Here is a 23,666-nt window from a genome sequence, read left to right as displayed (position 1 = left end):
GGCGATCCGCTCGCCCCCGGCCTGTCTTCGCCGTGCCGGCGCTACTTCGCCGCCTTCTCCGGCAGCACCACCATGGTCCAGTCCTTGTCCGGCCGCAGATACTTGGCCGCCAGCGCCTGCAGCTCGGCCGGCGTGGTCGCCGCATAGTCCCTGGCAAGGCTGCGCATGCCCGCGATCCGCGCCGGATCCTGGGTGCCCCCCTCGACCAGGCTCATCCAGAACATGTTGCCGCTCGACATGCGCAGCAGCTGCTGCTTGAGCGGGGTCAGTGCGCGGTTGAGCTCGTCGGCATCGATCGGCTTCGCCGTCAGGTCGGCCGCGATGGCGCGGGCGAGCTTGAAGAAGAAGTCGGTCTTGTCCGGCGGCACCATGCCGAGGGCGGCGATCTTGCCCCCGCTCGGCAGACCCAGCGGCCAGTCGCTCATCACATTGGGCGAATAGCTCACGCCCGCCTGGATGCGCAGCTGCTCGATCAGCCGGTCGCGGAACACCGCGGTCAGGATCTCGAGCTTGCGGCTTTCGGGTAGGCCTGCGCTGCCGCCGCCGGTGGGCCAGGCGATCACCGCCGCGGCCTGGTCCACCGCGCCGGTGTGCGTGCGCACTACGGGCGTTGCGACATGCGCGGGAAAGCGCACCGGGGCACCGCTTTCCTTGCCGTCGGCCCGGGGCTTGAGCGCGCCGAAACTTGCCGCCACCGCCTGCACCGTCGCATCGGCATTCATGTCGCCGAAAATCTCGACTTCGATCGGGCCGGTCTGGAGCAGCGGCTCCCACAATGCGCGGAATGCCTGGGGGGTCAGCGCCGACACTTCCTCGCGGCTCGGCACGCCCCAGCGCGGGTCGCCGTCGTGGAGCAGCGCGTCGAGATCGCGGCCGAGCACGGCGTCGGGCGAGGCCGAGAGGCCGGCATAGGAGGCGAGCGTCGCCGCCTTGGCGCGGGTGATCGGATTGGGGTCCCAGCCAGGCGCGGCCAGCTTGGTCGCGAACAGGCGGAGCTGGTCGGCCAGATCCTCCTTGTTGGTCTGCGCCTGGAAGACGAAGGCGTCCTCCTCGATGTCGAAGCCGAGACCGATCTGGCGGTTGCCGGTCAGCGCGTCGAGCTCCTCCTGGCCGAACTTGCCGATGCCGCTGGCCATCAGCGCGGTCTTGCCCGCCCAGCCCGGCACGCGCTTGTCGCCCGGCAGCGCGCGCAGGCCGCGGCCGAAGCGGATGTTCACCCACACCTTGCCGGTCTCGGACGTATCCTCACGCATCAGCAGCTTGACGCCGTTCGCATAGGTCACCTGGTCGATCGCGAGATCGGGGTCGACGCGCTTGCGCTCGACCACCTTGCCGGGCGCACCGATGCGCGGCAGCTGGTCGAACTTCACGTTGAGCGTGCGACGCTTCATCGCCGCCGCCTTGACGTCCGCCTGCAGCGCGGTGGTCACCTTGCGGACCACGTCGGGATCGGGGGCGTGGGTGTTGACCAGCGCGCGTGTCGCGGTCCCCTCGAACACCTTCTTCGCCGAGGCCTGCACGGCGGCCGGCGTGAACATGCGCGCGGCGATCGCGCCCTTGAAGATCGCGTAGGAGGCTTCGGGCGTCGTCACCGTCTCGTTGATGTCGACCGCCTGGACGAGGTCGTCGGCCAGCGACACCGCCGATTCGACCGGCGCGGTGGCGATGCGGTTGCGCATCACCGCATCGATCTCGCCGAGCTCGCGGTCGATTTCGGCCTGGCTCGGCGGGGCGGCCATCAGCTGGGCGGCAGTGGCGCGCACGTCGCGGAGCGCGCTCTCCCAATCCTCGCCGGTCGGCAGCACGGTAAGCGTGGTCACATTGGCCGAGCGGGCGATATCGTCGAGATCCGCGCCCGCGCCGATGAACGACGCCCCCGAGCGCGCCCGCGATTCGAGGCGGCGGTTGAGGATGCGGATCGCCACCATGTCGATCATGCGCTTCTGGTTGAAGATCACCGTGTCGGCATAGACGGTCCAGGGCCGCACGATCGCCATCAGCGCCACCGGCTGCAGCGCCGGCTCGACGATGCTGGCGGCGATCGGATGATCGGCCTCGGGCTTGCCGAAATCGGGGGTCTTGGGCGCCTCGCCCTTGCCCTGCCAGCTCGCGAAATATTTGTTGATCATCGCCTCGAGCACCGCCGGATCGACATCGCCGATCGCGATCACCGTGGCGCGTTCGGGGCGATACCAGCGATCGTGGAACGCCTGGACGCTGGCCGGCGTGGCGGCGTTGAGCGCCTCCACCGTGCCGATCGGCTCGCGATCGGCGAGCGGCTGGCCGGCGAAGATCAGCTGGTAGAGCGCGTCCTGCATCCGCTTCTGCGGCGCGGGCTGCTCACGGCCTTCAGCCAGCACCACCGGGCGCTCGGCGGTGAGCGAGGCTTGCGTGATCGCCGGATTGGCCATCATGCCGGAGAGGATCTTGAAGCTCTCGTCCAGCCCCTCGGGCGTCGCGTTGGGCAGGTCGAGCTTGTAGGTCGTGCTGATGAACGTTGTCGCGGCGTTGCTGTCCGAACCGAAGGTGACGCCCAGGCGCTGCCAGACCCGCTTCGAATCGCCGTCGGGCACATAGGTCGAGCCGCGAAAGCTGAGATGTTCGAGCAGATGGGCGAAGCCGCGTTCCGAGTCGCGCTCCATCAGCGAGCCGGCGTCGATCCGCACCCGGATCGAAATCTGCCCCGGCGGCACGCCATTCTTGCGCACCGCATAGCGCACGCCGTTGGAAAGCCGTCCGAACTTCCATTTGTCGTCATGGACGAGGTCGCTGCCCTTGTAGAGCCAGGGATCCTCGGCGGTCTGAACCCCCTCGGGCCGGCCTTGCGCCAGCACCGGGGTGGGCAGCGACGGGGCAGCAAGTGCGAGGAGGAGCAGGGCGAAGCGCGGCATGCGCGGACGTGAGAACATGAAGCCCTTTCTAGAGGCGAGTGGCGCGGCATGCCACCGGCAACCTTTCTGCCGGATGTACGCCACAAGAATCCATGGACCCGCCATGTTTTGGACCCAAGTGAACGCCTAGACCGGCGCTGGAGATTGTTGCGTTGCAGCACCGAAGTTCGGGCCCAACGCGAAAGGTGCGGGGAAGTTGCGCGTGGACATTGTCGCCAGCGAGACGCCGATCGGGCAGACGGGCGAAAGCGCCCCCCGCGCCGATTCTTGCCTGCGTCCCCGCCCGCTACTGCTGCGCTGGGGCAAGCATCTGCGCGGCACCTTGGACCGGCTGATCGCCGCCTCCTCGCTGGTGCCGAATGCGCCGGTTCTCGACATGCGCGCCTTCGCCTGGACTGCGGCGTTGCGCGCGGACTGGGAAGCGATCCGGGACGAGGCGATCGCCGCGATCGCCACCCGGCCGGGGGCGCCGTCGCTGGCCGCCATCTCCCCCGATCACCGCGCGATCGCGCCGCTCGGCAAATGGCGCAGCCTGTTCCTCTGGGGCTATGGCTATCGTGTCGACGAGAATCTGGCGCGCTGCCCGCACACCTCGCGGCTGATCGAACAGGTGCCGGGGCTGAACAGCGCGATGTTCTCCATCCTCGAAGCCGGCACGCATATCCCGGCGCATCGCGGCGTTACCAAGGGGCTGATCACCTGCCATCTGGGACTGGTCGTGCCGCGTGACGGCGATGTGCGGATGCGGATCGGCAACCGCACCGTCCGCTGGGCGGAGGGCGAGACCCTGGTGTTCGACGACACCTATGATCACGAGGTATGGAACGACAGCGCCCATACCCGCATCGTGCTGCTGATCCAGTTCCGCCGCCCCTTGCGCAATCCCGGCCGCTGGATCGCCGACGCGCTGCTCGGCGTGCTGCGCCGCTCGGCCTTCGTGCAGGAGGCGCGGGCCAATCTCTGCCGCTGGCATCGCGGCGAAATGCCGGCAGACGCCTGACGATTGCGACATTGTCGCGCGGCCGCCGCGAAGCTAGACCTGGGGCCATGCCGCGCCCCTTCCATCTCGCCTTTCCGGTCCATGATCTCGCCGCCGCGCGTGCCTTCTACGGCGATCTGCTCGGCTGCCCCGAGGGCCGCTCCTCCGCGCAGTGGATCGACTTCGACCTGTTCGGCCACCAGATCGTGGCGCACCTGGACCCTGCCGCGAAGCCGGTCGCGACCACCAACCCGGTCGACGGCCATGACGTCCCCGTGCCGCATTTCGGCGTCGTGCTGACGATGGACGACTGGCACGCGCTCGCCGCCAAGCTGGAGGCGGCCGGCATTGCCTTCGGCATCGCCCCCCACATCCGCTTCCAGGGCCAGGTGGGCGAGCAGGCGACGATGTTCTTCCGCGACCCGAGCGGGAACGCGCTGGAATTCAAGGCGTTCGCCGATGACACCATGGTATTTGCGAAATGATCCCGCAGACGATCAGCGTCGACATTCCGCACCAGCTCGGCCGCGAGGGCGCGCGGGCGCGGATCGATTCGAAGATCGGCCGGCTGGCCGACAAGATCCCGGGCGGCGCCACCGTCGAGCATCGCTGGGAAGGCGACAGCCTCCACTTCACCGTGGCGGCGATGGGCCAGCAGGTGATCAGCCGGCTCGACGTGCAGGACGCGCAGGTCCATGCCGAGATCGCGCTGCCCGGCATGCTCGCGCTGTTCGCCGGTAAGGTCCGCGAGATGCTGGCGAAGGAAGGCCCCCGGCTGCTCGCCTGAGGGGCCAGCGACGGGTCAGCGGCCTGCGCTCACCCGCCAGATCGTGTTGCCGACATCGTCCGCCACCAGCAGCGCGCCGCCCGCGCCGGTGATCACCGCGACCGGGCGACCCTGCGCCTCGCCCTTGGCGTTGAGGAAGCCGGTCAGCACGTCGCTCGGCTTGGCGCCCTTGGCGGGAAAGCCGTTGTCGCCGAACGGCACGAACACGACCTTGTAGCCCGAGGGGGGCTGGCGGTTCCACGAGCCGTGCAGGCCGACAAACGCGCCGTTCGCATAGGAACCACCCAGCCGCGCACCGTCCGCGAAGGTCAGCCCGAGCGGCGCGGTGTGCGCGCCCAGCGCGAAATCGGGCCGGCGGACATATTCGCGCAGGTCCGGGCGGCCCGGCTCGACGCGCTTGTCCTCATAGCCGCCCCAATATTGCCAGGGCCAGCCGAAGAAGGCGCCGAGATCAACCCGGCTCAGATAATCCGGCGGCATGTCCGAGCCGAGCATGTCGCGCTCGTTGACCACGGCCCACAGCGCCTGGGTCTTGGGCTCGAACGCCATGCCATTGGCATTGCGGATACCCCAGGCGAAGATGCGGCTGGTCTTGCGCTCGGGATCGACCTCGAGGATCACCGCGCGGTTGGTCGGCTGCGCAGCGGCGGCGGCCATCTGCGCCGGACTGTCGGCGCTGTAGATCGGCCCTTCCGCCTCCAGCCCGTCCTCGGCGATGTTCGATGCCGAACCGACACTGACGAACAGGCTCTTGCCGTCGAGCGACGCCACCACGTTGCGCGCCCAGTGATTGCCGCCGCCGGGCAGCGACAGGATCTTCTGCGGCGCGGCGGTGATCTTGGTCTGGCCGTCGAGATAGGGGTAGCGGACCAGCGAATCGGTGTTGGCGACGTAGAGCGACCCGTTCACCAGCACCATGCCGCTGGGCGAATTGAGCCCGGTGAGGAACACGGTCCGCATGTCGGCCACACCGTCGCCATTGCTGTCGCGCAGCAGCGTGATGCGATTGGCCGAGGCGACGCCCGCGCCGGCCTTGTTCATGAGGATGCCCATCACCCAGCCGGTGATGCCGCCCTTGGCCCGCGGCGGCGAATTGCTCTCGGCGACCAGAATGTCGCCATTGGGCAGCTGGTACAGCCAGCGCGGGTGTTCGAGCTTGTCCGCGAAGGCCTGCACCTTCAGGCCCGCCGCCGCCTTGGGGGTGGCCCCAGCGGGCCAGCCGACCGCCTTGGCGACCCCCGTGGTCGGGATATTCTGGTAGCGCGGCGCGCTGATCTCCGGCGCCCGGCCGGTGACGGCGATCTCGGGCAACGTGGCGATGTCCGGACGGCTGAGCCAGTACCAGGCGGCTCCGCCGGCGACGAGGAGAAGGGCGAGGGCGATCAGAAGGCGCTTGAGCATGCGCCAGCGATAAGGGGCCGCACCGCCGAAGCCAATGCGATTCTGCGGTGCCGCCTTGACTTCGCGCACGCCGGGGCAAGAGTAGGGGTTCACCTGTCCGGGGGATCGGCCCGAATGCGGTTCTGGTTGCGTGCGTCCGTGATGCTGCTGGCCTTGGGAAGCGCCATACCCGCCGTCGCGCAGCGTCAGCCCCAGGAACACACCACCGAATGGCCCGGGCTGGTTTCCGGCGGCAGCGGCATCGACGGCCTGGAAAGCGGCCCCGAGCTGCAGCGCGGTCGCGAACCGCTGGCGATGCTGGCGGATCAGCGCCGGCTGAGCACCGCGCTTGCGGCCCTCCAGCCGGAGCGCAAGGGCGTGGTCGACGCCTATGTGCTGAGCGTCGCGCTGGACAGCGATCCGGTGTTCGCCCGCGAGGCGCGCGAAAGCGGCCGCGTGCTCACCCGGCGCTATGATGCCGAAGGGCGCGCGCTGGTGCTCGCCGGACCGGACGGCCGCGGTGCCGCGGTCGTCCCGGCCGGCAGTATCACCGCGCTCACCCTGGCTCTCGCCCGTGTCGCCGAACTGATGGACCGCGAACACGACGTGCTGGTGCTGTACGTCACCAGCCACGGCGCGCCCGACGCGGGCCTTGCCTATCATGACGGCGACCAGGGCTTCGGCGTGCTGCCGCCGGCGCGGCTCGCCGCACTGCTCGACGGGCTCGGCATCCGCAACCGGCTGCTGCTGCTCTCCGCCTGCTATTCGGGCGCCTTCGTCAAGCGGCTGATGAGCGACACGACCGCGATCCTCACCGCCGCATCGGCAACGCGCTCGTCCTTCGGCTGCCGGGCGGAGAATGACTGGACCTTTTTCGGCGACGCGCTGGTCAATCATGCGCTGCGCAAGCCCCAGCCGCTGGCGGAGGCCGCCGCCGAAGCGCGCAAGACGATCATCGGCTGGGAACGCGCCGGCCGGCTCGATCCGTCCATGCCGCAGGTGACGATCGGTGACGGCGTGGCGACGTGGCTGGCGCCGCTGGAAGCGCGGATGCCGCAGGTGGCCACCGCCCCGGTCGGCGCGCCCGCTACCGACGCGCTGAAGCCCTGAGGCCTTGATCCTCCCCTGGAAGGGGAGGTGGCAGGCCGAAGGCCTGACGGAGGGGTGTCAGCGCTCGCACATGGGGCTCTACCATCAACGGGGACACCCCGGAGTCGCGCTCCACGCGCCACCTCCCCTTGCCGGGGAGGATCGCGGGCCGGGAACTCCCTTCCGCCTCACCGGTTGGCCGCGCATGTCCGAATCCGAAAGCCCGCTCCAGCGCTATCCGCTGCTCGCCACCCCGCATGTGCGGCTCCACGGCACGGTGGACCACGCGATGTACGACCGCTTCCGCGAGCAACTGCTCGCCGCGCCCGCCGACGGGCCGCTTGTCGTCGCGCTCTCCACGCTCGGCGGCGACCCCGAGGTCGCCCGGCTGATGGCGGACGAACTCCGGTTGCTGCGCGAGGCGACGGGACGCGAATTGCTGTTCCTCGGCAAGGTCGCGGTCTATTCGGCGGGGGCGACGTTCATGTCCGGCTTCCCGGTCGACAAGCGCTTCCTCACCCGCGGCACCCGGCTGATGCTGCACGAGCGGCAGATGCAATCCACCGTCGAGCTATCCGGCCCGCTGCGGATGCTGCCCGCGATCCTCAAGGCCAAGCTCCATGAGATCGAACATTCGATCGCGATCGAGGAAGAGGGCTTCCGCGCCCTCGTCGCCGGTTCGCGCGTCGATTTTGAGGAACTTCGCCGTCGCGCGCCCGATAACTGGTATATCGAAGCCGAAGAGGCCCGCGATATGGGGCTGGTGCTGGACGTCATCTGAGGGGCTTGGCCCAAAGGGCACTTGCGCTGCGCCCGCGAAAGGCATAGCCCGCGCCGCAAAACCGACGCGTCGCGCCGAAGCGAAAGAGGAAGTTTCAGGAATGGCCGAATTCCGCCTGCCCAAGAACAGCCGCATCACCAAGGGCCAGGAGCACAAGGCGAGCCCCGAAGCCACCCGGGTGAAGAAGTTCAAGATCTACCGCTACGATCCGGATTCGGGCGAGAATCCCCGCTACGACACGTTCGAGGTGGACCTCGACGATTGCGGCCCGATGGTTCTCGACGCGCTGATCAAGATCAAGGGCGAACAGGATTCGTCGCTGACCTTCCGCCGCTCGTGCCGCGAGGGCATTTGCGGGTCCTGCTCGATGAACATCGGCGGCAAGAACGGCCTGGCCTGCACCACCGCGATCGAGGACGTGAAGGGCGAGGTGCAGATCACCCCGCTGCCGCACATGGACGTGATCAAGGACCTGGTCCCCGATTTCACGCACTTCTATGCGCAATATGCCTCGATCAAGCCCTGGCTGCAGACCGTCACCACCACGCCTTCGGGCAAGGAGCGGCTGCAGAGCCCGCAGGACCGCGAGAAGCTCGACGGCCTGTACGAGTGCATTCTGTGCGCCTGCTGCTCGACCTCGTGCCCGAGCTACTGGTGGAACAGCGACAAGTTCCTCGGCCCGGCGATCCTGCTCCAGGCCTATCGCTGGCTCGCCGACTCGCGCGACGAGATGACCGGCGAGCGGCTCGACCAGCTCGAGGATCCGTTCCGCCTGTATCGCTGCCACACGATCATGAACTGCGCGAACGCCTGCCCCAAGGGTCTGAACCCCGCCAAGGCGATCGCCGAAGTGAAGAAGCTGGCCGCCGAGCGCGTGCTTTGATCGCCGCGCGACACGCTTCGCTCTGATACGATGATCACGAGCCGCCTGGCCCACCGGCCCGGCGGCTCGCTGCTTTTGGTGACCTGCCCTTCATGACCCGCGTTCTCGATCGTTATCGCGCCCTCGTCGCTGCCGGCGAGCTTCGCCCCGATCGCGAGCAGGAAGCCGCCGCCGCCCGCCTGGACGCGCTGGCCGCGGAGTTGCAGGCCGCCCCGCGCAAAGGCAGCGTGCTGTGGAAGCTCACCGGCCGCAAGCCGGCGGTACCGCGCGGGCTGTATGTCTGGGGCGGAGTCGGCCGCGGCAAGTCGATGCTGATGGACCTTTTCTTCGACAGCCTCGACATTCGCCGGAAACGTCGCGTTCATTTCCACGAATTCATGCTCGAGGTGCATGAGCGGCTGAACGCCGAACGGCAGAAGGATACCGCCGACCCGGTCGTCGCGGTAGCCGATGCGCTGGCCAGCGACACCCGCCTGCTCGCCTTCGACGAGTTGGTAGTCAACAACCCGCCCGACGCGATGATCCTGTCGCGCCTGTTCACCGCGATGATGGCGCATGGGCTCACCGTCGTCGCCACCTCGAACCGCCCCCCCCAGGATCTCTACAAGGACGGGCTCAACCGCCAGCTGTTCCTGCCCTTCATCGATCTGATCGGCGAGCGCATGGACGTGCTAGCCCTCAACGGCCCCGTCGATTACCGCCGCGACCGACTCGGCAGCGTCGATACCTGGCTGGTACCGAACGGGCCGGAGGCGACCGCCACCCTTTCCGCCGCCTTCTTCCGGCTGACCGACTATCCGGTGGAGGATCGCGCCCGCGTGCCCACCTGCGCGGTGCCCATCCCCGGCGGTCGCGAGATCCTGGTGCCGAAATGCGTGAAGGGCGTCGCGGTCTTCTCGTTCAAGCGATTGTGCGGGGAGGCGCGGGGAGCGCCCGACTATCTCGCCGTCGCACGGCGCTTCCACACGGTGATCCTCGTCGGCATCCCAAAACTGGGGCCGGAAAATCGCAACGAAGCCGCGCGCTTCGTCACGCTCGTCGATGCGCTGTACGAGCACAAGGTCAAGCTGCTCGCCGCGGCGGACGCCGAGCCCGAGCAGCTCTACGAGGCCGGCGACGGTCGCTTCGAGTTCGAACGCACCGTATCGCGCCTGCTGGAAATGCAGTCCGATGCCTATCTCGCCAAGGGCCATGGCGCGGATTGATCAGGCCACGTTGTAAGTCCATTCTCCCGTTCTACAATGCACACAGGCTCCGGGTTTTCCCGGAGGAACAGGGAGAAGATGATGCGGCGATTGCGCGTTCTCGCGGCCTTCGGGCTTGCATGCCTCGGAATATCCTCGGCTTCGGCCCAGCCCGTGCTCGTATCGGCAGACCTTCGCCAGCAGCAGAGCCTCGACGGGCCCTGGCACTGGTCGATCGACCCCTATCGGGATGGGCTGGCCGGGTTCCACGGCGAAGCACCGAATCAGCGTACGCAGCGCGCCGCGGACATCGTTCAGGCCGAGGTGATGCAGGCCAAGCCGCGCACCTTCTTCGAATTCGACATGCAGCAGTCGCCCGTGGTGAGCCTGCCGGGATCGTGGATCGGCCATTCGCCGGAGATGCGGCTGTATCAGGGCCTTGTCTGGTACCAGCGCGAGTTCACTGCCAAGACCCCATCGGCCGGCAATCGCGTGTTCCTGCGCGTCGGCGCCGCGGAATATCGTTCCTATGTCTATCTCAACGGCAAGCCGCTGGGCGAGCATCGCGGCGGCTACACGCCCTTCGCCTTCGAGGTGACCAAGCTGCTGCGGCCGGGTCGCAACCAGGTGACGATCGGCGTCGATTCGGTGCGCACCGCCAACGACGTGCCGCCGCCGGTGACCGACTGGGAAACCTATGGCGGCCTCACCCGCAGCGTCACCCTCGTCACCGTGCCCGACACCTATGTCGACGACGCCTTTGTGCGCCTGACGCCGGACGGCAGCCACATCGCAGTCTCGGTGAAGCTTGAGGGGCCGAAGGCGGCGAACACCGCGGTCAAGTTCCGCATCCCCACGCTGGGCGCGACGCTCGACGGCAAGACCGACGGCGACGGCAAATGGGAAGCGACGCTGCCGGTGCCGCGCACGCTGGTCCGCTGGTCGCCCGAGAACCCCAAGCTCTACGACATCAGCATCGATGCCGGCGCCGATCACTTCGCCGATCGCCTGGGCTTCCGCACCATCGCCGTGCGCGGCGCCGACATTCTGCTCAACGGCAAGCCGATCTTCCTGCGCGGCATCTCGATGCACGAGGAAAAGCTGGGCGCGAATCCGGTGCGCGCGATGACGCCCGCCGCCGCTCGCGCGCTGCTGGGCGAGATCAAATACGGCCTGCACGGCAATTTCGTGCGGCTGGCGCATTACCCGCACAGCGAGCTGACCACCCGCCTCGCCGACGAGATGGGCCTGCTCGTGTGGAGCGAGATCCCGCTCTACTGGCTGGTCAACTGGTCCAACCCGGACACACTGGCCGATGCCCGCCGCATCCTGTCCGAGGAAATCCACCGCGACCGCAATCGCGCGTCGATCGTGCTGTGGAGCGTCGCCAACGAGACGCCGACCAACGACGCGCGCAACGCCTTCCTCCGCACGATGATCGGCGATGTGCGCAGGCTCGATTCCAGCCGCCTCGTCACCGCCGCGCTGCTGAGCGGGCGCGAGGGCAAGAACATCATGAAGATCGACGATCCGCTCGCCGCGGATCTCGATGTCATGGCGATCAACACCTATAACGGCTGGTACACCGAGGACGCGCTGGAGGATCTCGCCAGCCAGGAATGGCGCGGGCCGGCGAACAAGCCGCTGATCTTCTCGGAATTCGGCGCGGGCGCGCGGGCCGGCTATCACGATCCGGCGGCCAGCCCGCACAAGTTCAGCGAGGAATATCAGGCGGACTATTATCGCGCGACGCTGGCGATGGCCGCCAAGGTGCCGTTCCTGAGGGGCATGAGCCCCTGGATCCTCAAGGACTTCCGCTCGCCGCGGCGCCAGCACCCGGTCTATCAGCAGGGATGGAACCGCAAGGGGCTCATCTCGGAGACCGGCCAGCACAAGCTCGCCTTCGACGTGCTCGCCGGTGACTATGCCAAGCGCGAGGCGGCAGACTCGGCCAAGCGCTGAGGTGCCCGGGCTGGGGCGGGCGGCTGCGCTCGCTCCGGCCTGCCCCCGCCCCGCGATCAGGCGCGCGGGTGCGCGGCGCGGTAGACGTCGAGCAGATGCGCCGCGTCGACCGCGGTGTAGACCTGGGTCGAGCTGAGGCTCGCATGGCCGAGCAGTTCCTGCAGCGCGCGGAGGTCCGCGCCTCGACCCAGTAGATGCGTCGCGAAACTGTGGCGCAGCGCGTGCGGCGTGGTGCGATCGGAGAGCCCCAGGCTGGTCCGCGCCGAGCGCACCGCCTTGCGGATCGCTCCCGGCGGCAACGGCCCGCCCTTGGCGCCGCGGAACAGCGGCAGGTCACGCGCGATGCCCCAGGGGCAGGCCTCGACATAGGCCTCGATCGCGGCACGGACGTCGGGGAGCAGCGGCACGTCGCGCGTCTTGGCGCGCTTGCCGGTGACGCGGAGCGTGGCGCCGAGCGGCAAGGCCGCGCCGGTCAGCGCCACTGCCTCGCCGATGCGCAAGCCCGCGCCGTAGAGCAGCAACAGCACCGCCCAGTCGCGCGCTGCGATCCAGGGCTCGCTGGCTTCGTCCGATGCCCATTCGGCCAGTGCCACCGCCTCGTGCGGCGCGATGGGGCGCGGCAGGCCCCTCTTCACCTTGGGGCCGCGCAGGCGGGGCAGTTGCGCCGCGTCGCCGCCAGCGAACTTCAGGAAAGCGCGGACGGCGGAAAGCTCGCGCGCGGCGGAGGCGTTGGACAGACCTTCGCTACGGCGATGGGCAAGATACGCGCGGAGATCGGCGGCGCCGAGCGTGGCAAGCGCATCCTGCGCGACCGGACCGCCCCAATGCAGCTGGAGGAAGCCGAGCAGCCGGATCGCGGTCGCCTCATACGCGCGGATCGTGTGCACCGAGCGCCGCCGGTCGCGGCCAAGATGCTCGGCGAAGCGGCGCGGGAGGGGCAGGTCGGTCATGATGGTGCCCGGCGCTCGCCCCCTGCGCTCCCCTTCCGCTTGCGGGAGGGGTCGGGGGAGGGGACGGCCGCAGCGGAGTCCGAAACTTCCACGTCAGTCCCTCCCCTAGCCCCTCCCGCAAGCGGGAGGGGAAATTCGGTTCAAGCGATCGTCTGGCCGGTCTTGGCCCAGTCGGCCATGAACGATTCGATGCCCTTGTCGGTCAGCGGGTGCTTGACCAGCTGCTTGATCACCGCCGGCGGCGCGGTCATCACATCGGCGCCGATCTTGGCGGCCTGCAGCACATGGATCGGGTGCCGGACGCTGGCGACCAGGATCTCGGTGGCGAAATCGTAGTTGTCGTAGATCAGGCGGATGTCTTCGATCAGGTCCATGCCGTCGAAGCCGATATCGTCGTGCCGGCCGACGAAGGGCGAGATGAAGGTCGCCCCCGCCTTGGCGGCGAGCAGCGCCTGATTGGCCGAGAAGCAGAGCGTCACGTTGACCATCGTGCCGTCGTCGGTCAGCGCCTTGCACGCCTTGAGCCCGTCGATCGTCAGCGGCAGCTTGACCGCGACATTGTCCGCGATCTTGCGGACGATTTCCGCCTCGCGCATCATCCCCTCGAAATCGAGCGCGACGACCTCGGCCGAAACCGGGCCTTCGACGATGCCGCAGATTTCCGCCACCACTTCGAGGAAGTTGCGGCCGGACTTTGCGATCAGCGACGGATTGGTGGTGACGCCGTCGAGCAGACCCGCATCGGCCAGTTCGCGGATGTCGTCGATATTGGCGGTGTCGGCAAAGAACTTCATGGCAGCAAACCTTCCAGTGGAGCTTTGCAGCCCGCCTAGCCCAGGCGGCCCCTGCGGGCAAACCCTTGCGTGCGATCGCCATGGACCAGCATCAGCTTTACCCGGGGGGTCTGCAGCTTGCCCACGATGACCCGGTAGATGCCCGGGTCGAGGCGATAATAGACGATTTTCCGGATGTTCGCGCAGGCGATGTTCTCCGCGCGGGATAACATGCGCAACGGGCGTCCATTGCCGCGCGCCACATCGATCCAGCCCGGCTGGTCGGCGGCAATCCCGAAGAGGCCCGCCTTGCGGATCGTCACCCGGATCTCCGCCGTGCCGTTCTTTGCGGGAATCGTCGTCGCGTGGCGGGTGTCGAGCCCGGCGCCGCTCACCTCCCAGCCCGACAAGGATCGCGGAAGCTCGGTGCATTGCGGCACCGTCATGGCCAGTCCAGCTACGAATATCAGCATCGCCGACTCCCCTGTTCAGCGACTCGGCGTTCTACATTCGTTCCGTGATCGGAACAAGCCGCTTCAGTTCGGCACCAGCATCAACTTGGCCTGGGTTCGCGCCAGGCCGCTCGCGAATACCCGATAGGTGCCGGGCGCCAGCTGGAAGCGGACGATCTTGCGGATCGTCGAGCAGTCGGGCCCGTGCCCATGCGCCACCGACTTCAGCGGTTCGCCGCCCTCCGCGCCCGGGAGCACGTCGATCCAGCCCGGCTGGTCGAGCGCGACGCCGTAGGTGCCGCCTTTGGCGATGCGGAACTCGATCGTCGCCGCACGCCCCGGCTTGGCGCCCTTGGGCAGGCCCTTCAGCGTCGTGCCGTCGACCGTCGCCAGCGACACCGCCTTGTCCGCCACCAGTTCGTCGCCGGGCGTGCTCCAGCCGGCGAGCGCGGCGGGCAGGCTGGCATCGGGCGCCTTGCACGCAGTGGTCGCCTGGGCGGGCGCGGTCTGGGCGAGCAGCAGGGCGAGCAACAGCATCGGCGGGTCTCCTCGGACGACGAACCGGCGATACGGGATTCCCGTTCCGCCGAAAATGCCCATATGAGGGGCCGATCATGTCCCGCGCGCGCATTCTCGTCCTCCATCCGGCTCTGGGGCCGCTCGACTATCGCGTGCCCCCCGGCATGACGGTCGCGCCCGGCAGCATCGTCATCGTGCCGATCGGCCCGCGCCAGTTCGCCGGGGTGGTATGGGAGCCCGAACGGCTGCCCACCGAGGAGATCGGCGACAACCGGCTGCGCGCCATCCTCGCCGTCGCCGACGCGCCCCCCATCCCCGCCCCCGTTCGCCGGCTGATCGAATGGACCGCGGACTATTATCTCGCGCCGCCTTCCTCGGTGCTGGCGATGACCCTGCGCACCTCGGCGGCGTTCGAGGCAGCCCCGACGATCACCGAATATCGCGCCACCGGCCAGGTCCCCGATCGCCTTACCCCGCAGCGCGCCCAGGCGCTGGAGCGGATCGGCGCGCGCCAGGGGCTGGTCCGCGAGCTCGCCGCGATCGCCGGGGTCTCCGACGCCGTCATCCGCGGGCTGGTGAAGACCGGCGCGATCGAGGCGGTGACGGTCGACACCCAGGCGCCCTACCCACTCCCCGACCCGGCCTTCGCGCCCCCCGAACTCAACCCCGCCCAGGCGGCGGTGGCGGGCGGCCTGCGTACCGCGGTGGAGACCGCCGCCTTCCAGCCCTTCCTGCTCGACGGCGTCACCGGATCGGGCAAGACCGAAGTCTATTTCGAAGCCGTCGCCGCCGCGATCGACGCGGGCAAGCAGACGCTGGTGCTGCTCCCCGAGATCGCGCTGACCGAACCCTTCCTCACCCGCTTCGCCCGCCGCTTCGGCTGCGAGCCGGTCGCGTGGCATTCGGGCCTGCGCAGCTCCGAGCGCCGCCGCGCCTGGCGCGCGATTGCCGGTGGCGAGGCGATGGTGACGGTGGGCGCGCGCTCGGCCTTGTTCCTGCCCTATCCGAACCTGGGCCTGATCGTCGTCGACGAGGCGCACGAGACCAGCTTCAAGCAGGAGGAGGGCGTGCATTACCACGCCCGCGACGTGGCGGTGATGCGCGGCATGTTCGAGCGCTGCCCGGTCGTCCTCGCCTCCGCCACCCCGGCGATCGAGACGCGGCACCAGGTCGAGGTCGGCCGCTATGCCGAACTCAAGCTGCCCGGCCGCTACGGCGCCGCCGAACTGCCGAAGATCGAGGCGATCGACCTGATCCGCGAGCCGCCCGAGCGCGGCCGCTGGCTGGCGCCCCGGCTGGTCGCGGCGATCGAGGAGACGCTGAAGCGCGGCGAACAGTCGCTGCTGTTCCTGAACCGGCGCGGCTATGCGCCGCTGACGCTGTGCCGCCACTGCGGCCACCGTTTCCAGTGCCCGAACTGCACGGCCTGGATGGTCGAGCACCGCCTGCTCCACCGGCTTTCCTGCCACCATTGCGGCCACACCATGCCCACGCCGAGCATGTGCCCCGAGTGCAAGTCGGAGGACACGCTGGTCGCCTGCGGCCCCGGCGTTGAGCGCATCGCAGACGAGGTGGCGGCGCTGTGGCCCGAGGCGCGCACCGCCATCGTCACCTCGGACACGCTCTGGTCGCCCGCCAAGGCGGCCGAGTTCGTGTCCCGGATGGAGCATGGCGCGATCGACATCGTCGTCGGCACCCAGCTCGTCACCAAGGGCTATCACTTCCCCAACCTGACCTTGGTCGGGGTAGTCGATGCCGATCTCGGGCTCGACGGCGGCGATCTGCGCGCCTCGGAACGGACTTTCCAGCAGATCATGCAGGTCTCGGGCCGCGCCGGTCGCGGCGAGAAGCCGGGCACCGTGTTCATCCAGACCCACGCCCCCGAGGCGCAGGTGATGCAGGCGCTGGTCTCGGGCGATGCCGAGGCCTTCTACGCCGCCGAGACCGAGGCGCGCCGCCATGCCGATGCGCCGCCCTTCGGCCGCTATGCCGCGATCATCGTCTCGTCCGAGGACAAGGCGGCGGCGGAGGAAACCGCGCGGATGATCGGCCGCTCGGCGCCGGAGCTTGCCGAGATGCACGTCTACGGCCCCGCCCCCGCGCCGCTGGCCATGCTGCGCGGGCGCCACCGCTTCCGCCTGCTCGTCCATGCCAAGCGCAGCTTCGACGTGCAGGACGTGATCCGTGACTGGCTGGGCGGGCTCGGCTGGAGCCCCCGGGTGCGGGTGGCGGTGGACGTGGACCCCTATAGCTTCGTCTGATCACCGCCGATTCGCCGATTGCCATGGCGTCCCGCGGGGGTATCTTCCGGCAGGGGAAGCGGGGGATTTGCGATGACGTGGTTGGCGTTGCTGCTCGTGCTCGTGGCGTCCGTCGCCGCGACGCCGGCGTCGGCGGATTGGCGAGTTGCCGAGACGGCGCACTTCACCGTTTATGCCGATACGTCCGATGCAAGCCTGCGCCGCGATGCCGAGCGGCTGGAAAAGTTCGACAAGGCGCTGCGCCTCGCGCGCGGCGTCAGCGAAACGCGGCTGGGCAAGGCGGGGCGAGTCACGGTCTTTTTCGTCAAAGACGAGGACCGGGTGGCGAGCCTTGCCGGACGGACCAATGTGGCCGGCTTCTACATCCCGCGCGCCGGCGCGTCGGTGGCGTTCGTGCGGGATGACATGATCGGTGACGGCGCGGCGGCGCTCGGCTCGCAGCAGGTCCTGCAGCACGAATATGCCCATCACTTCATGTTCACCACCTGGCCCGATGCCGCCTTTCCCTCCTGGGTGACGGAAGGCTGGGCGGAGTTTCACGCGACCGCCAGCTTCGATCGCGCCGGCAACCTCCAGTTCGGCGCCGCGCCGCAATATCGCGCCTATGGACTACTGACCGGCAACCCGCTGCCGATCCAGCAGATCCTTGCCGGCGCCGCGGGCAAGTTGCGCGCCGACCAGCGCGACGCGCTGTATGGCCGCGGCTGGGCGCTGGTCCATTACCTAACCTTTGAACCCAGCCGCAAAGGCCAGCTCGGCGCCTATCTCGACACCATCACCAATGATCGGAAATCGCCGGAAGCGGCGGCGGCTGTATTCGGCGATCCGGCCGCCCTGCACAGGGAATTGGAGCGCTTCCTCGCCAAGCCCACAATCAGCGGATTCCGCGTGCGCGCGGAAAATCTGACGATCCCTGCTGTGCAGACGAGACTGCTGACACCCGGCGAGGCGGCGATCATGCCCGTGCGGATCCGCTCCGCAGCCGGCGTGGACGCGAAAACCGCACCCGGGGTCTACGCCGATGCCAGGAAGGTCGCCGCGCGCTTCCCCAACGATGCGGCCGTGCAGCGCGCGCTCGCCGAAGCCGCCTATGATGCCGGCGATCCCGTAGCCGCGCTCGTCGCCGCCGATCGGGCGATCGCTGCCGATCCCCAGTTGCTCGAGGCACATTGCTATCGCGCGATGGCACAGATGGCGATCGCCCTTGCCGCCAAGGACGGGACGATCGAAACCTGGACGGAAATCCGCCGCACGATCGGCCGCGCCAACCACCTGGACACCGAGGATCCGCGACCGCTGGTCTTGTTCTTCCGCAGCTATGCCGATCAGGGCCTGTGGCCGCCCAAGCTCGCGCGCGACGGCCTGGTCCATGCATTCCAGCTGGCCCCGCAGGATCGCGGCTTGCGGATGCAGACCGCCGCGATGCTGATTGAAGAGGGCAAGCTGGCCGATGCGCGATCGATGCTGCTGGTGCTCATCTACGATCCCCACGCCTCGGGAATGGGAGCGGCTGCCTCCAAGATGATCGACACCATCGAAACGCGCCTGAAGGCGTCGGCGCAGGCAACGCCGGCGGCGAAATGAGGGACGCGCCCCGCGCGCGCTTGAACCCCCGGCGCTTTTCGCCGAAAGCGCACGCATGGCAATAACCGGGGTGGTTCCGCGCATGCGGCAGATGTTCATGCTGGTGGCGATGCTGGTCGCCTTCGCCGCGCCCGCGCGCGCCGACGACATCTCGGCGGCGGGGCGGGGCGTGGTGCGGATCGTCACCATCGCGGTGGCCGATGACGAAGTGGTGGGCTTCGGCCATGGCAGCGGCTTTGCCGTGGCACCGAACCGGATCGTCACGAACGCGCATGTCGTCGAACTCGCCTCGCGCTATCCCGGCAACGTGGTGATCGGCGTGGTGCCCTCCGAGGGCAGCAAGTCCTTCCAAGGCAGGCTGATCGCGATCGACACCAAGCGCGACCTGGCGCTGATCGAGTTCAGCGGCGCGAAGCTGCCGCCGCTCGCCCTGTCCGGCGCCGCGGTGACCGATGGCGAGACGCTGATCGCGCTGGGCTATCCCGGCAATGTCGACATCGCCACGGCGCGCTCGGCGGCGGACTTCATCACCCCGCAATCCCCGGTGCGCTCGCAGGGCGGCTTTGCCGGCACGCGCACGCTGGAGGGGATATCCGTGCTGCTGCACACCGCCAGCATCGCGCGCGGCAATTCGGGCGGCCCGCTGCTCGATGCATGCGGGCGGGTGCTGGGCGTCAACTCGGCGATCACCAACAGCGAGGAGGGCGATTCGACCTTCGCCTTCGCCATATCCGATACCGAGCTGACCGGCTTCCTCACCCAGGCCAAGCAGCCCTTCGTCGCGGTGGCGGCGCCGTGCATCAGCGTCGAGCAGCGCAATGCGCTCGACAAGGCCGCAGAGGAGAAGGACCGCGCCGACGCGGCGAACCGCACCGCACAGGCCGAATCCGCCGCCGCCCGCGCGCGCGAAGCCGCGATCGACAAGGCACGCGCCGCGAATGAATCCACGCGCGAGACCTATATGGCCGGAGCCGCCGTGCTGCTCGTGTTCGGCGCGCTGGCGCTGGGCGCGGCCGGGCTGCTGCTGTCGCGCGACCAGCAGCGACCTGGCATCTGGTCGGCGATCGGCGGCGGCGTATTGCTGCTGGGCGCCGTCACGCTGTTCGTGCTGCGGCCGAGCTTTGACGAGGCGAGCATCGCCGCACCGGGCGAAGGCAATCAGACCGCCGAAGCCAGGCTGCCCGCGGACGCCGCGCAAGGCCCGCTGGTCTGCACGCTTCAGCCAGATCGCAGCCGCATCACCGTGTCGCCGGGCGAGGCAGTGAAGGTGAATGTCGGGCCGGACGGCTGTTTCGACGGCGGCACCCAATATGCTGAATCGGGCCGCCGCTGGCAGCGCGTGCTCGTCCCCGCCGACGAGCAGACGGTGACGGTGCGCGAATTCGATGCCGACAGCGAGACGCTGATCGACACCCGCTACTTCCTCTCCGCCGCCGACATGCAGAAGGTGCGCGACGTCAAGCCGACGATGCCGGTCAACCAGTGCACCGCCGATCAGGCGAAGCGCGCCGCCCTTGCCAGCCTGCAGCAGCTGATGCGCGCCGCGCTTCCGCCGGCCTATAACGAAAAGCTGGTCTATCACTGCGCGCCGGGCGGGGCACAGTAGGCGCGCCTGCACCGGGGGAACGCGGGCCTTCACAAACGATCGTCATTCCCGCGAAGGCGGGAATCCATCTGCCAGGACGCTGAGGAAAGAACCGCGACACCAGCGCCAATGGATCCCCGCCTTCGCGGGGATGACGAAGGATATGGTGCGGCCGATGGGTCTACCGAAGCGACTGCGCGGTCCCCTTATTTCCGCTCCCGTACGCCTTCCCGCGCGCGCAGCGCGCGCTTGCGCTCCAACCCATAAGCATAGCCGCCCATGCTGCCGTCGCCGCGCTGGGCGCGGTGGCAGGGGATGGCGAGCGCGACCGGGTTGGCACCGCACGCCGTGCCAGCGGCGCGCACCGCGGCAGGCTTGCCCGCCATCGCTGCCAGCTCGGCATAGCTGCGCGTCTCGCCGGGCGGGATCGTCCGCAGCGCCTGCCACACCGCCTCCTGGAAGGCCGTGCCCTGCACGTCGAGCGGCAGGTCACGCTGGCGGTTGGGATCCTCGACCAGCGCCACCACTTGCGTCGCGAGTGCGGCGAACTCCGCGTCGCCGGGCTCCACCGTGGCGGCGGGGAAGCGGCGGGCGAGCATCGCCGCATCCTCGTCGAAGGCGATGCGGCACAGGCCCTTGTCCGTCGCGGCGACGAGCAGCGGGCCCAGGCTGGTCTCGGCAAGCGTCCAGCGAATCGTCACCCCCGCCCCGCCGGCCCGCCATGCGCTGGGCGCCATCCCCAGCCGGGCGCCGGCCTCGGCATAGAAACGGCTGGGGGCCGAATAGCCGGCGGCATAGATCGCCTGGGTCACGCTGTCCTCCGCGTCGAGTGCCGCGGCTGCCCGCCGCGCCCGCAGGCCCCGCGCATAGGCGGCGGGGGTCACGCCGGTCGCGCGCTTGAACAGCCGGTTGAAGTGATGCGGCGCATAGCCGACCGCCTTGGCCAGCGCCTCGAGCCCGATCGTCTCCTCCGCCGCATCAAGCAGCGCCGTAGCGCGGGCAATGGCAGTCGCATCCCGCGCGGCTTCATCCGGCTTGCAGCGCAAGCAGGCGCGGAAGCCCGCTGCGGCCGCCTCCCGCCCCGCATCGAAGAAGCGGACATTCTCGGGCCGGGGTCGCCGCGCGGGGCAGCTCGGCTTGCAATAGATGCCGGTGGTGGTCACCGCGACGACGAAGCGCCCGTCCTGCGCCCGGTCGCGCGCGGCGAAAGCGGTCCAGCGGGCGTCGTGCAGGGCGGCGGCATCGGTCATGCGGTTGCTATACGCCCATTGGCCTAGTTGAAGCATCCCGCGCCATGCGCTCAAAGATGCGATGCTTGCAGTCGGCGCGCTTTGCTGGCAACGTTAACGTTAACACGCGTGCTGGCGCGGAAGTTTGGAGAGTGCATGTCCTTCTGGCACCGCACGAGCGCGCTGCGCTGGTGGATCATCGGCATCGTCATGCTGGGCACGATGCTCAACTATCTGACGCGGAGCACGCTGGCGGTGGCGGCGCCGAGCTTCATGGTCGATCTCCACATCGACGAGCAGCAATATTCCTACATCACCGCAGCCTTCCAGGGCGGCATCATGCTGCAGCCGGTGGTCGGCTATATCCTCGACGTGATCGGCCTGCGATCGGGCCTGGCGCTGTTCGCGGCGGGCTGGGGGCTGCTGAGCATGGCGCATGGCCTTGCCTTCAGCTGGCAATGGCTGTTCGCACTGCGCGGGCTGCTGGGCTTTGCCGAGGGGACCTCGCATACCGGCGGGCTCAAGGTCGTTTCCGAGTGGTTCCCGGCGCGCGAGCGGGGCTTTGCCGGCGGGATCTACAATCTCGGCGCCTCGGCCGGCGCGGCGCTGGCGGCGCCGCTGGTGGCGGGATCGATCGCCTTGTGGAACTGGCGCGCAGCCTTCGTCGTCACCGGCGTGCTGGCGCTGCTCTGGGCGCTGCTGTGGCTGGCCAATTATCGCACGCCCCAGACCCATCCGAGCATCTCCGAGCACGAGCGCGATCTCATCCTCAGCGGCCAGGAAGCGCATATCCAGGAACGCGCCGAGCGGCCCTCGCTGCTCCGCCTGCTCACCCAGCGCAATTTCTGGGGAATCGCGCTGCCGCGCTTCCTCGCCGACCCGACCTGGGGGACGCTCACCTTCTGGATGCCGCTCTATCTGGTGAAGGTGCGCGGCTTCAATCTGGGCGAGATCGCCGTCTCCGCCTTCCTGCCCTTCATCGCCGCGGACCTGGGCTGCATGTTCGGACCCGCCCTGGCGCTGTTCCTCCAGCGGCGCGGGATCAGCCTGATCAACGCGCGGCGCTGGACCTTCACCTTCGGCGCGCTGCTGATGACCGGCATGGTGTTCGTCGCCAGCGTCGAGAATGCCTGGGCGGCGGTGGCTTTGCTCTGCCTCGGCGGGTTCGCGCACCAGACGCTTTCGGTCACCGTCATCACCATGGCCAGCGACCTGTTCCCGCGCAACGAGCTCGGGACCGTCGCGGGGCTTGCCGGCACCTTCGCCAACAGCAGCATCCTCATTTTCTCGCTGCTGATCGGCGGGCTGGTCGCCTCGCTCGGCTATGGCCCCTTCTTCATCGCCCTCGGGCTGCTCGACCTCGTCGCCGCCCTTCTTCTCTGGACCCTCGTCAAGGCGCCCCGATGATCCGCAATCCGATCCTTCCCGGCTTCAACCCCGATCCGTCGATCTGCCGCGTCGGCGACGACTATTATATCGCGACCTCGACCTTCGAATGGTTCCCCGGCGTGCAGATCCACCACAGCCGCGACCTCGCCAACTGGACGCTGGTCGTCCGGCCGCTGGTCCGCGCCTCGCAGCTCGACATGCGCGGCGATCCGGACAGCTGCGGCGTATGGGCGCCGTGCCTGACGCATGACGGCACCCGCTTCCACCTGCTCTACACCGATGTGAAGCGCTATGGCCGCACGACGATGGGCGGCGCCTCGGGCGCGTCGCTGCGCGACTTCCACAACTATCTCGTCACCTGCGAGACGATCGACGGGGAGTGGTCCGATCCGATCCACCTCAATTCGAGCGGGTTCGATCCCTCGCTGTTCCACGACGACGACGACGGCCGCAAATGGGTGGTGAACCAGCTTTGGGACCATCGCCCTGGCCGCAATCGCTTCGCCGGAATCGTGCTGCAGGAATATGATGCCGCGGCGGAGAAGCTGGTGGGGACACGCACCAACATCTTCCCCGGCACCGCGCTGGGGCTGACCGAGGCGCCGCATCTCTATCGCCGCGGCGACTTCTATTACCTCCTAACCGCCGAGGGCGGCACCGGCTGGAACCATGCGGTCACCATGGCGCGGTCGCGGGCGATCACCGGGCCGTACGAGTTGCACCCGGATACCTATATCCTCTCCAGCCGCACCCGCCCCGATGCGGTGCTGGCGCGCGCCGGCCATGCCGATCTGGTCCACACCGCGGAGGGCGAACCCTGGCTCGCCTATCTGTGCGGCCGACCGCTGCCGAATCGCGGCCGCTGCGTGCTCGGCCGCGAGACCGCGATCCAGCCGATGCGCTGGGCCGAGGACGGCTGGCTCTACACCCGCGACGGCCGCGGGCTGCCCGAGCTGGAAGTGCCGGCGCTCAGCAACACGCCCTCGCC

General features: G+C 68.9%; 20 protein-coding genes. 13 read left to right on the top strand and 7 right to left on the bottom strand.

All coding sequences use genetic code 11. The features are described 5' to 3' along the window. Positions 1-41 precede the first annotated feature (41 nt). A complete protein-coding gene (locus S2M10_RS01065; protein ID WP_247650543.1) occupies positions 42-2,891 on the bottom strand; it encodes a M16 family metallopeptidase in 2,850 nt (949 codons plus the stop codon). Positions 2,892-3,093: 202 nt separating this feature from the next. Here S2M10_RS01065 and S2M10_RS01060 point away from each other — a divergent pair, with 202 nt between their 5' ends. The 3 genes from S2M10_RS01060 to S2M10_RS01050 are packed head-to-tail and all read left to right on the top strand — an operon-like array spanning position 3,094 to position 4,657. Next, the gene (locus tag S2M10_RS01060; protein ID WP_348770504.1) at positions 3,094-3,891 is read left to right on the top strand and encodes an aspartyl/asparaginyl beta-hydroxylase domain-containing protein; all 798 of its coding nucleotides are present in this window, start codon (positions 3,094-3,096) and stop codon (positions 3,889-3,891) included. 47 nt (positions 3,892-3,938) lie between these two features. Further along, positions 3,939-4,355 (top strand): VOC family protein, encoded by a 417-nt coding sequence (locus tag S2M10_RS01055; protein ID WP_168844446.1) that lies wholly within the window; start codon positions 3,939-3,941, stop codon positions 4,353-4,355. Next, positions 4,352-4,657, top strand: a complete 306-nt coding sequence (locus S2M10_RS01050) for a polyhydroxyalkanoic acid system family protein (protein ID WP_211090799.1) — start codon at positions 4,352-4,354, stop codon at positions 4,655-4,657. Before S2M10_RS01055 ends, S2M10_RS01050 begins: the two co-directional genes overlap by 4 nt. A 15-nt stretch (positions 4,658-4,672) precedes the next feature. On the opposite strand, the gene S2M10_RS01045 is transcribed toward S2M10_RS01050, so the two are convergent. Continuing rightward, a complete protein-coding gene (locus S2M10_RS01045; protein ID WP_168844445.1) occupies positions 4,673-6,058 on the bottom strand; it encodes a sorbosone dehydrogenase family protein in 1,386 nt (461 codons plus the stop codon). 114 nt (positions 6,059-6,172) lie between these two features. On the opposite strand from S2M10_RS01045, the gene S2M10_RS01040 reads away from it, so the two are divergent. From S2M10_RS01040 to S2M10_RS01020, 5 genes are all read left to right on the top strand, one after another. After that, positions 6,173-7,147 carry a C13 family peptidase gene (locus S2M10_RS01040; protein WP_168844444.1) on the top strand — a complete coding sequence of 325 codons (975 nt, stop codon included), beginning with the start codon at positions 6,173-6,175 and terminating at the stop codon, positions 7,145-7,147. A gap of 184 nt (positions 7,148-7,331) precedes the next feature. Continuing rightward, the gene (locus S2M10_RS01035; RefSeq protein ID WP_168844443.1) at positions 7,332-7,907 is read left to right on the top strand and encodes an ATP-dependent Clp protease proteolytic subunit; all 576 of its coding nucleotides are present in this window, start codon (positions 7,332-7,334) and stop codon (positions 7,905-7,907) included. Positions 7,908-8,007: 100 nt separating this feature from the next. Next, positions 8,008-8,790, top strand: coding sequence for a succinate dehydrogenase iron-sulfur subunit (locus S2M10_RS01030; protein ID WP_168844442.1), 783 nt, complete (start codon positions 8,008-8,010; stop codon positions 8,788-8,790). A 92-nt stretch (positions 8,791-8,882) separates the two neighbouring features. Further along, positions 8,883-9,995: a cell division protein ZapE gene (gene zapE / locus S2M10_RS01025; RefSeq protein ID WP_168844441.1), complete on the top strand. Its 1,113-nt coding sequence runs from the start codon at positions 8,883-8,885 to the stop codon at positions 9,993-9,995. Between the two features lie 153 nt (positions 9,996-10,148). After that, complete coding sequence (locus S2M10_RS01020; RefSeq protein WP_348770503.1) at positions 10,149-11,936, top strand: glycoside hydrolase family 2 TIM barrel-domain containing protein; 1,788 nt, start codon at positions 10,149-10,151, stop codon at positions 11,934-11,936. 56 nt (positions 11,937-11,992) lie between these two features. Here the strand turns inward: S2M10_RS01020 and S2M10_RS01015 are convergent, their stop codons facing one another. The 4 genes from S2M10_RS01015 to S2M10_RS01000 form a co-directional block, all read right to left on the bottom strand. Next, positions 11,993-12,886 (bottom strand): tyrosine recombinase XerC, encoded by an 894-nt coding sequence (locus S2M10_RS01015; protein ID WP_168844439.1) that lies wholly within the window; start codon positions 12,884-12,886, stop codon positions 11,993-11,995. 140 nt (positions 12,887-13,026) lie between these two features. Continuing rightward, positions 13,027-13,680: a fructose-6-phosphate aldolase gene (fsa, locus tag S2M10_RS01010; protein ID WP_168844438.1), complete on the bottom strand. Its 654-nt coding sequence runs from the start codon at positions 13,678-13,680 to the stop codon at positions 13,027-13,029. A 35-nt stretch (positions 13,681-13,715) separates the two neighbouring features. Further along, on the bottom strand, positions 13,716-14,132 hold the full coding sequence (locus S2M10_RS01005; RefSeq protein ID WP_168844437.1) for a hypothetical protein: 417 nt from the start codon (positions 14,130-14,132) through the stop codon (positions 13,716-13,718). A 63-nt stretch (positions 14,133-14,195) separates the two neighbouring features. Beyond that, positions 14,196-14,648 (bottom strand): hypothetical protein, encoded by a 453-nt coding sequence (locus S2M10_RS01000; RefSeq protein WP_168844436.1) that lies wholly within the window; start codon positions 14,646-14,648, stop codon positions 14,196-14,198. Positions 14,649-14,725: 77 nt separating this feature from the next. Between S2M10_RS01000 and S2M10_RS00995 the strand changes: the two genes are divergently transcribed. From S2M10_RS00995 to S2M10_RS00985, 3 genes are all read left to right on the top strand, one after another. After that, entirely contained in the window at positions 14,726-16,891 is a 2,166-nt protein-coding gene (locus S2M10_RS00995) for a primosomal protein N' (protein WP_168844435.1), read from the top strand. A 72-nt stretch (positions 16,892-16,963) separates the two neighbouring features. Next, positions 16,964-18,475: a hypothetical protein gene (locus S2M10_RS00990; RefSeq protein WP_168844434.1), complete on the top strand. Its 1,512-nt coding sequence runs from the start codon at positions 16,964-16,966 to the stop codon at positions 18,473-18,475. Between the two features lie 55 nt (positions 18,476-18,530). Beyond that, a complete protein-coding gene (locus S2M10_RS00985; protein WP_247650542.1) occupies positions 18,531-20,081 on the top strand; it encodes a serine protease in 1,551 nt (516 codons plus the stop codon). Positions 20,082-20,266: 185 nt separating this feature from the next. On the opposite strand, the gene ada is transcribed toward S2M10_RS00985, so the two are convergent. Then, entirely contained in the window at positions 20,267-21,310 is a 1,044-nt protein-coding gene (gene ada, locus S2M10_RS00980; protein WP_168844433.1) for a bifunctional DNA-binding transcriptional regulator/O6-methylguanine-DNA methyltransferase Ada, read from the bottom strand. 135 nt (positions 21,311-21,445) lie between these two features. Here ada and S2M10_RS00975 point away from each other — a divergent pair, with 135 nt between their 5' ends. Together S2M10_RS00975 and S2M10_RS00970 are read left to right on the top strand one after the other, a co-directional pair. Further along, positions 21,446-22,696 carry an MFS transporter gene (locus tag S2M10_RS00975; RefSeq protein ID WP_168844432.1) on the top strand — a complete coding sequence of 417 codons (1,251 nt, stop codon included), beginning with the start codon at positions 21,446-21,448 and terminating at the stop codon, positions 22,694-22,696. Continuing rightward, positions 22,693-23,666, top strand: a 974-nt coding sequence (locus S2M10_RS00970; protein ID WP_168844431.1) for a glycoside hydrolase family 43 protein, incomplete at its 3' end; no start/stop codon positions are given. The genes S2M10_RS00975 and S2M10_RS00970, both read left to right, overlap by 4 nt.

Origin of the sequence: Sphingomonas sp. S2M10 (assembly GCF_012650175.1) — a bacterium.
In the GTDB taxonomy this organism is placed as follows: Bacteria; Pseudomonadota; Alphaproteobacteria; order Sphingomonadales; family Sphingomonadaceae; genus Sphingomonas.
The sequence above is the reverse complement of the archived record's forward strand: the minus strand, read 5'-3'. Positions and strand labels throughout refer to the sequence as shown.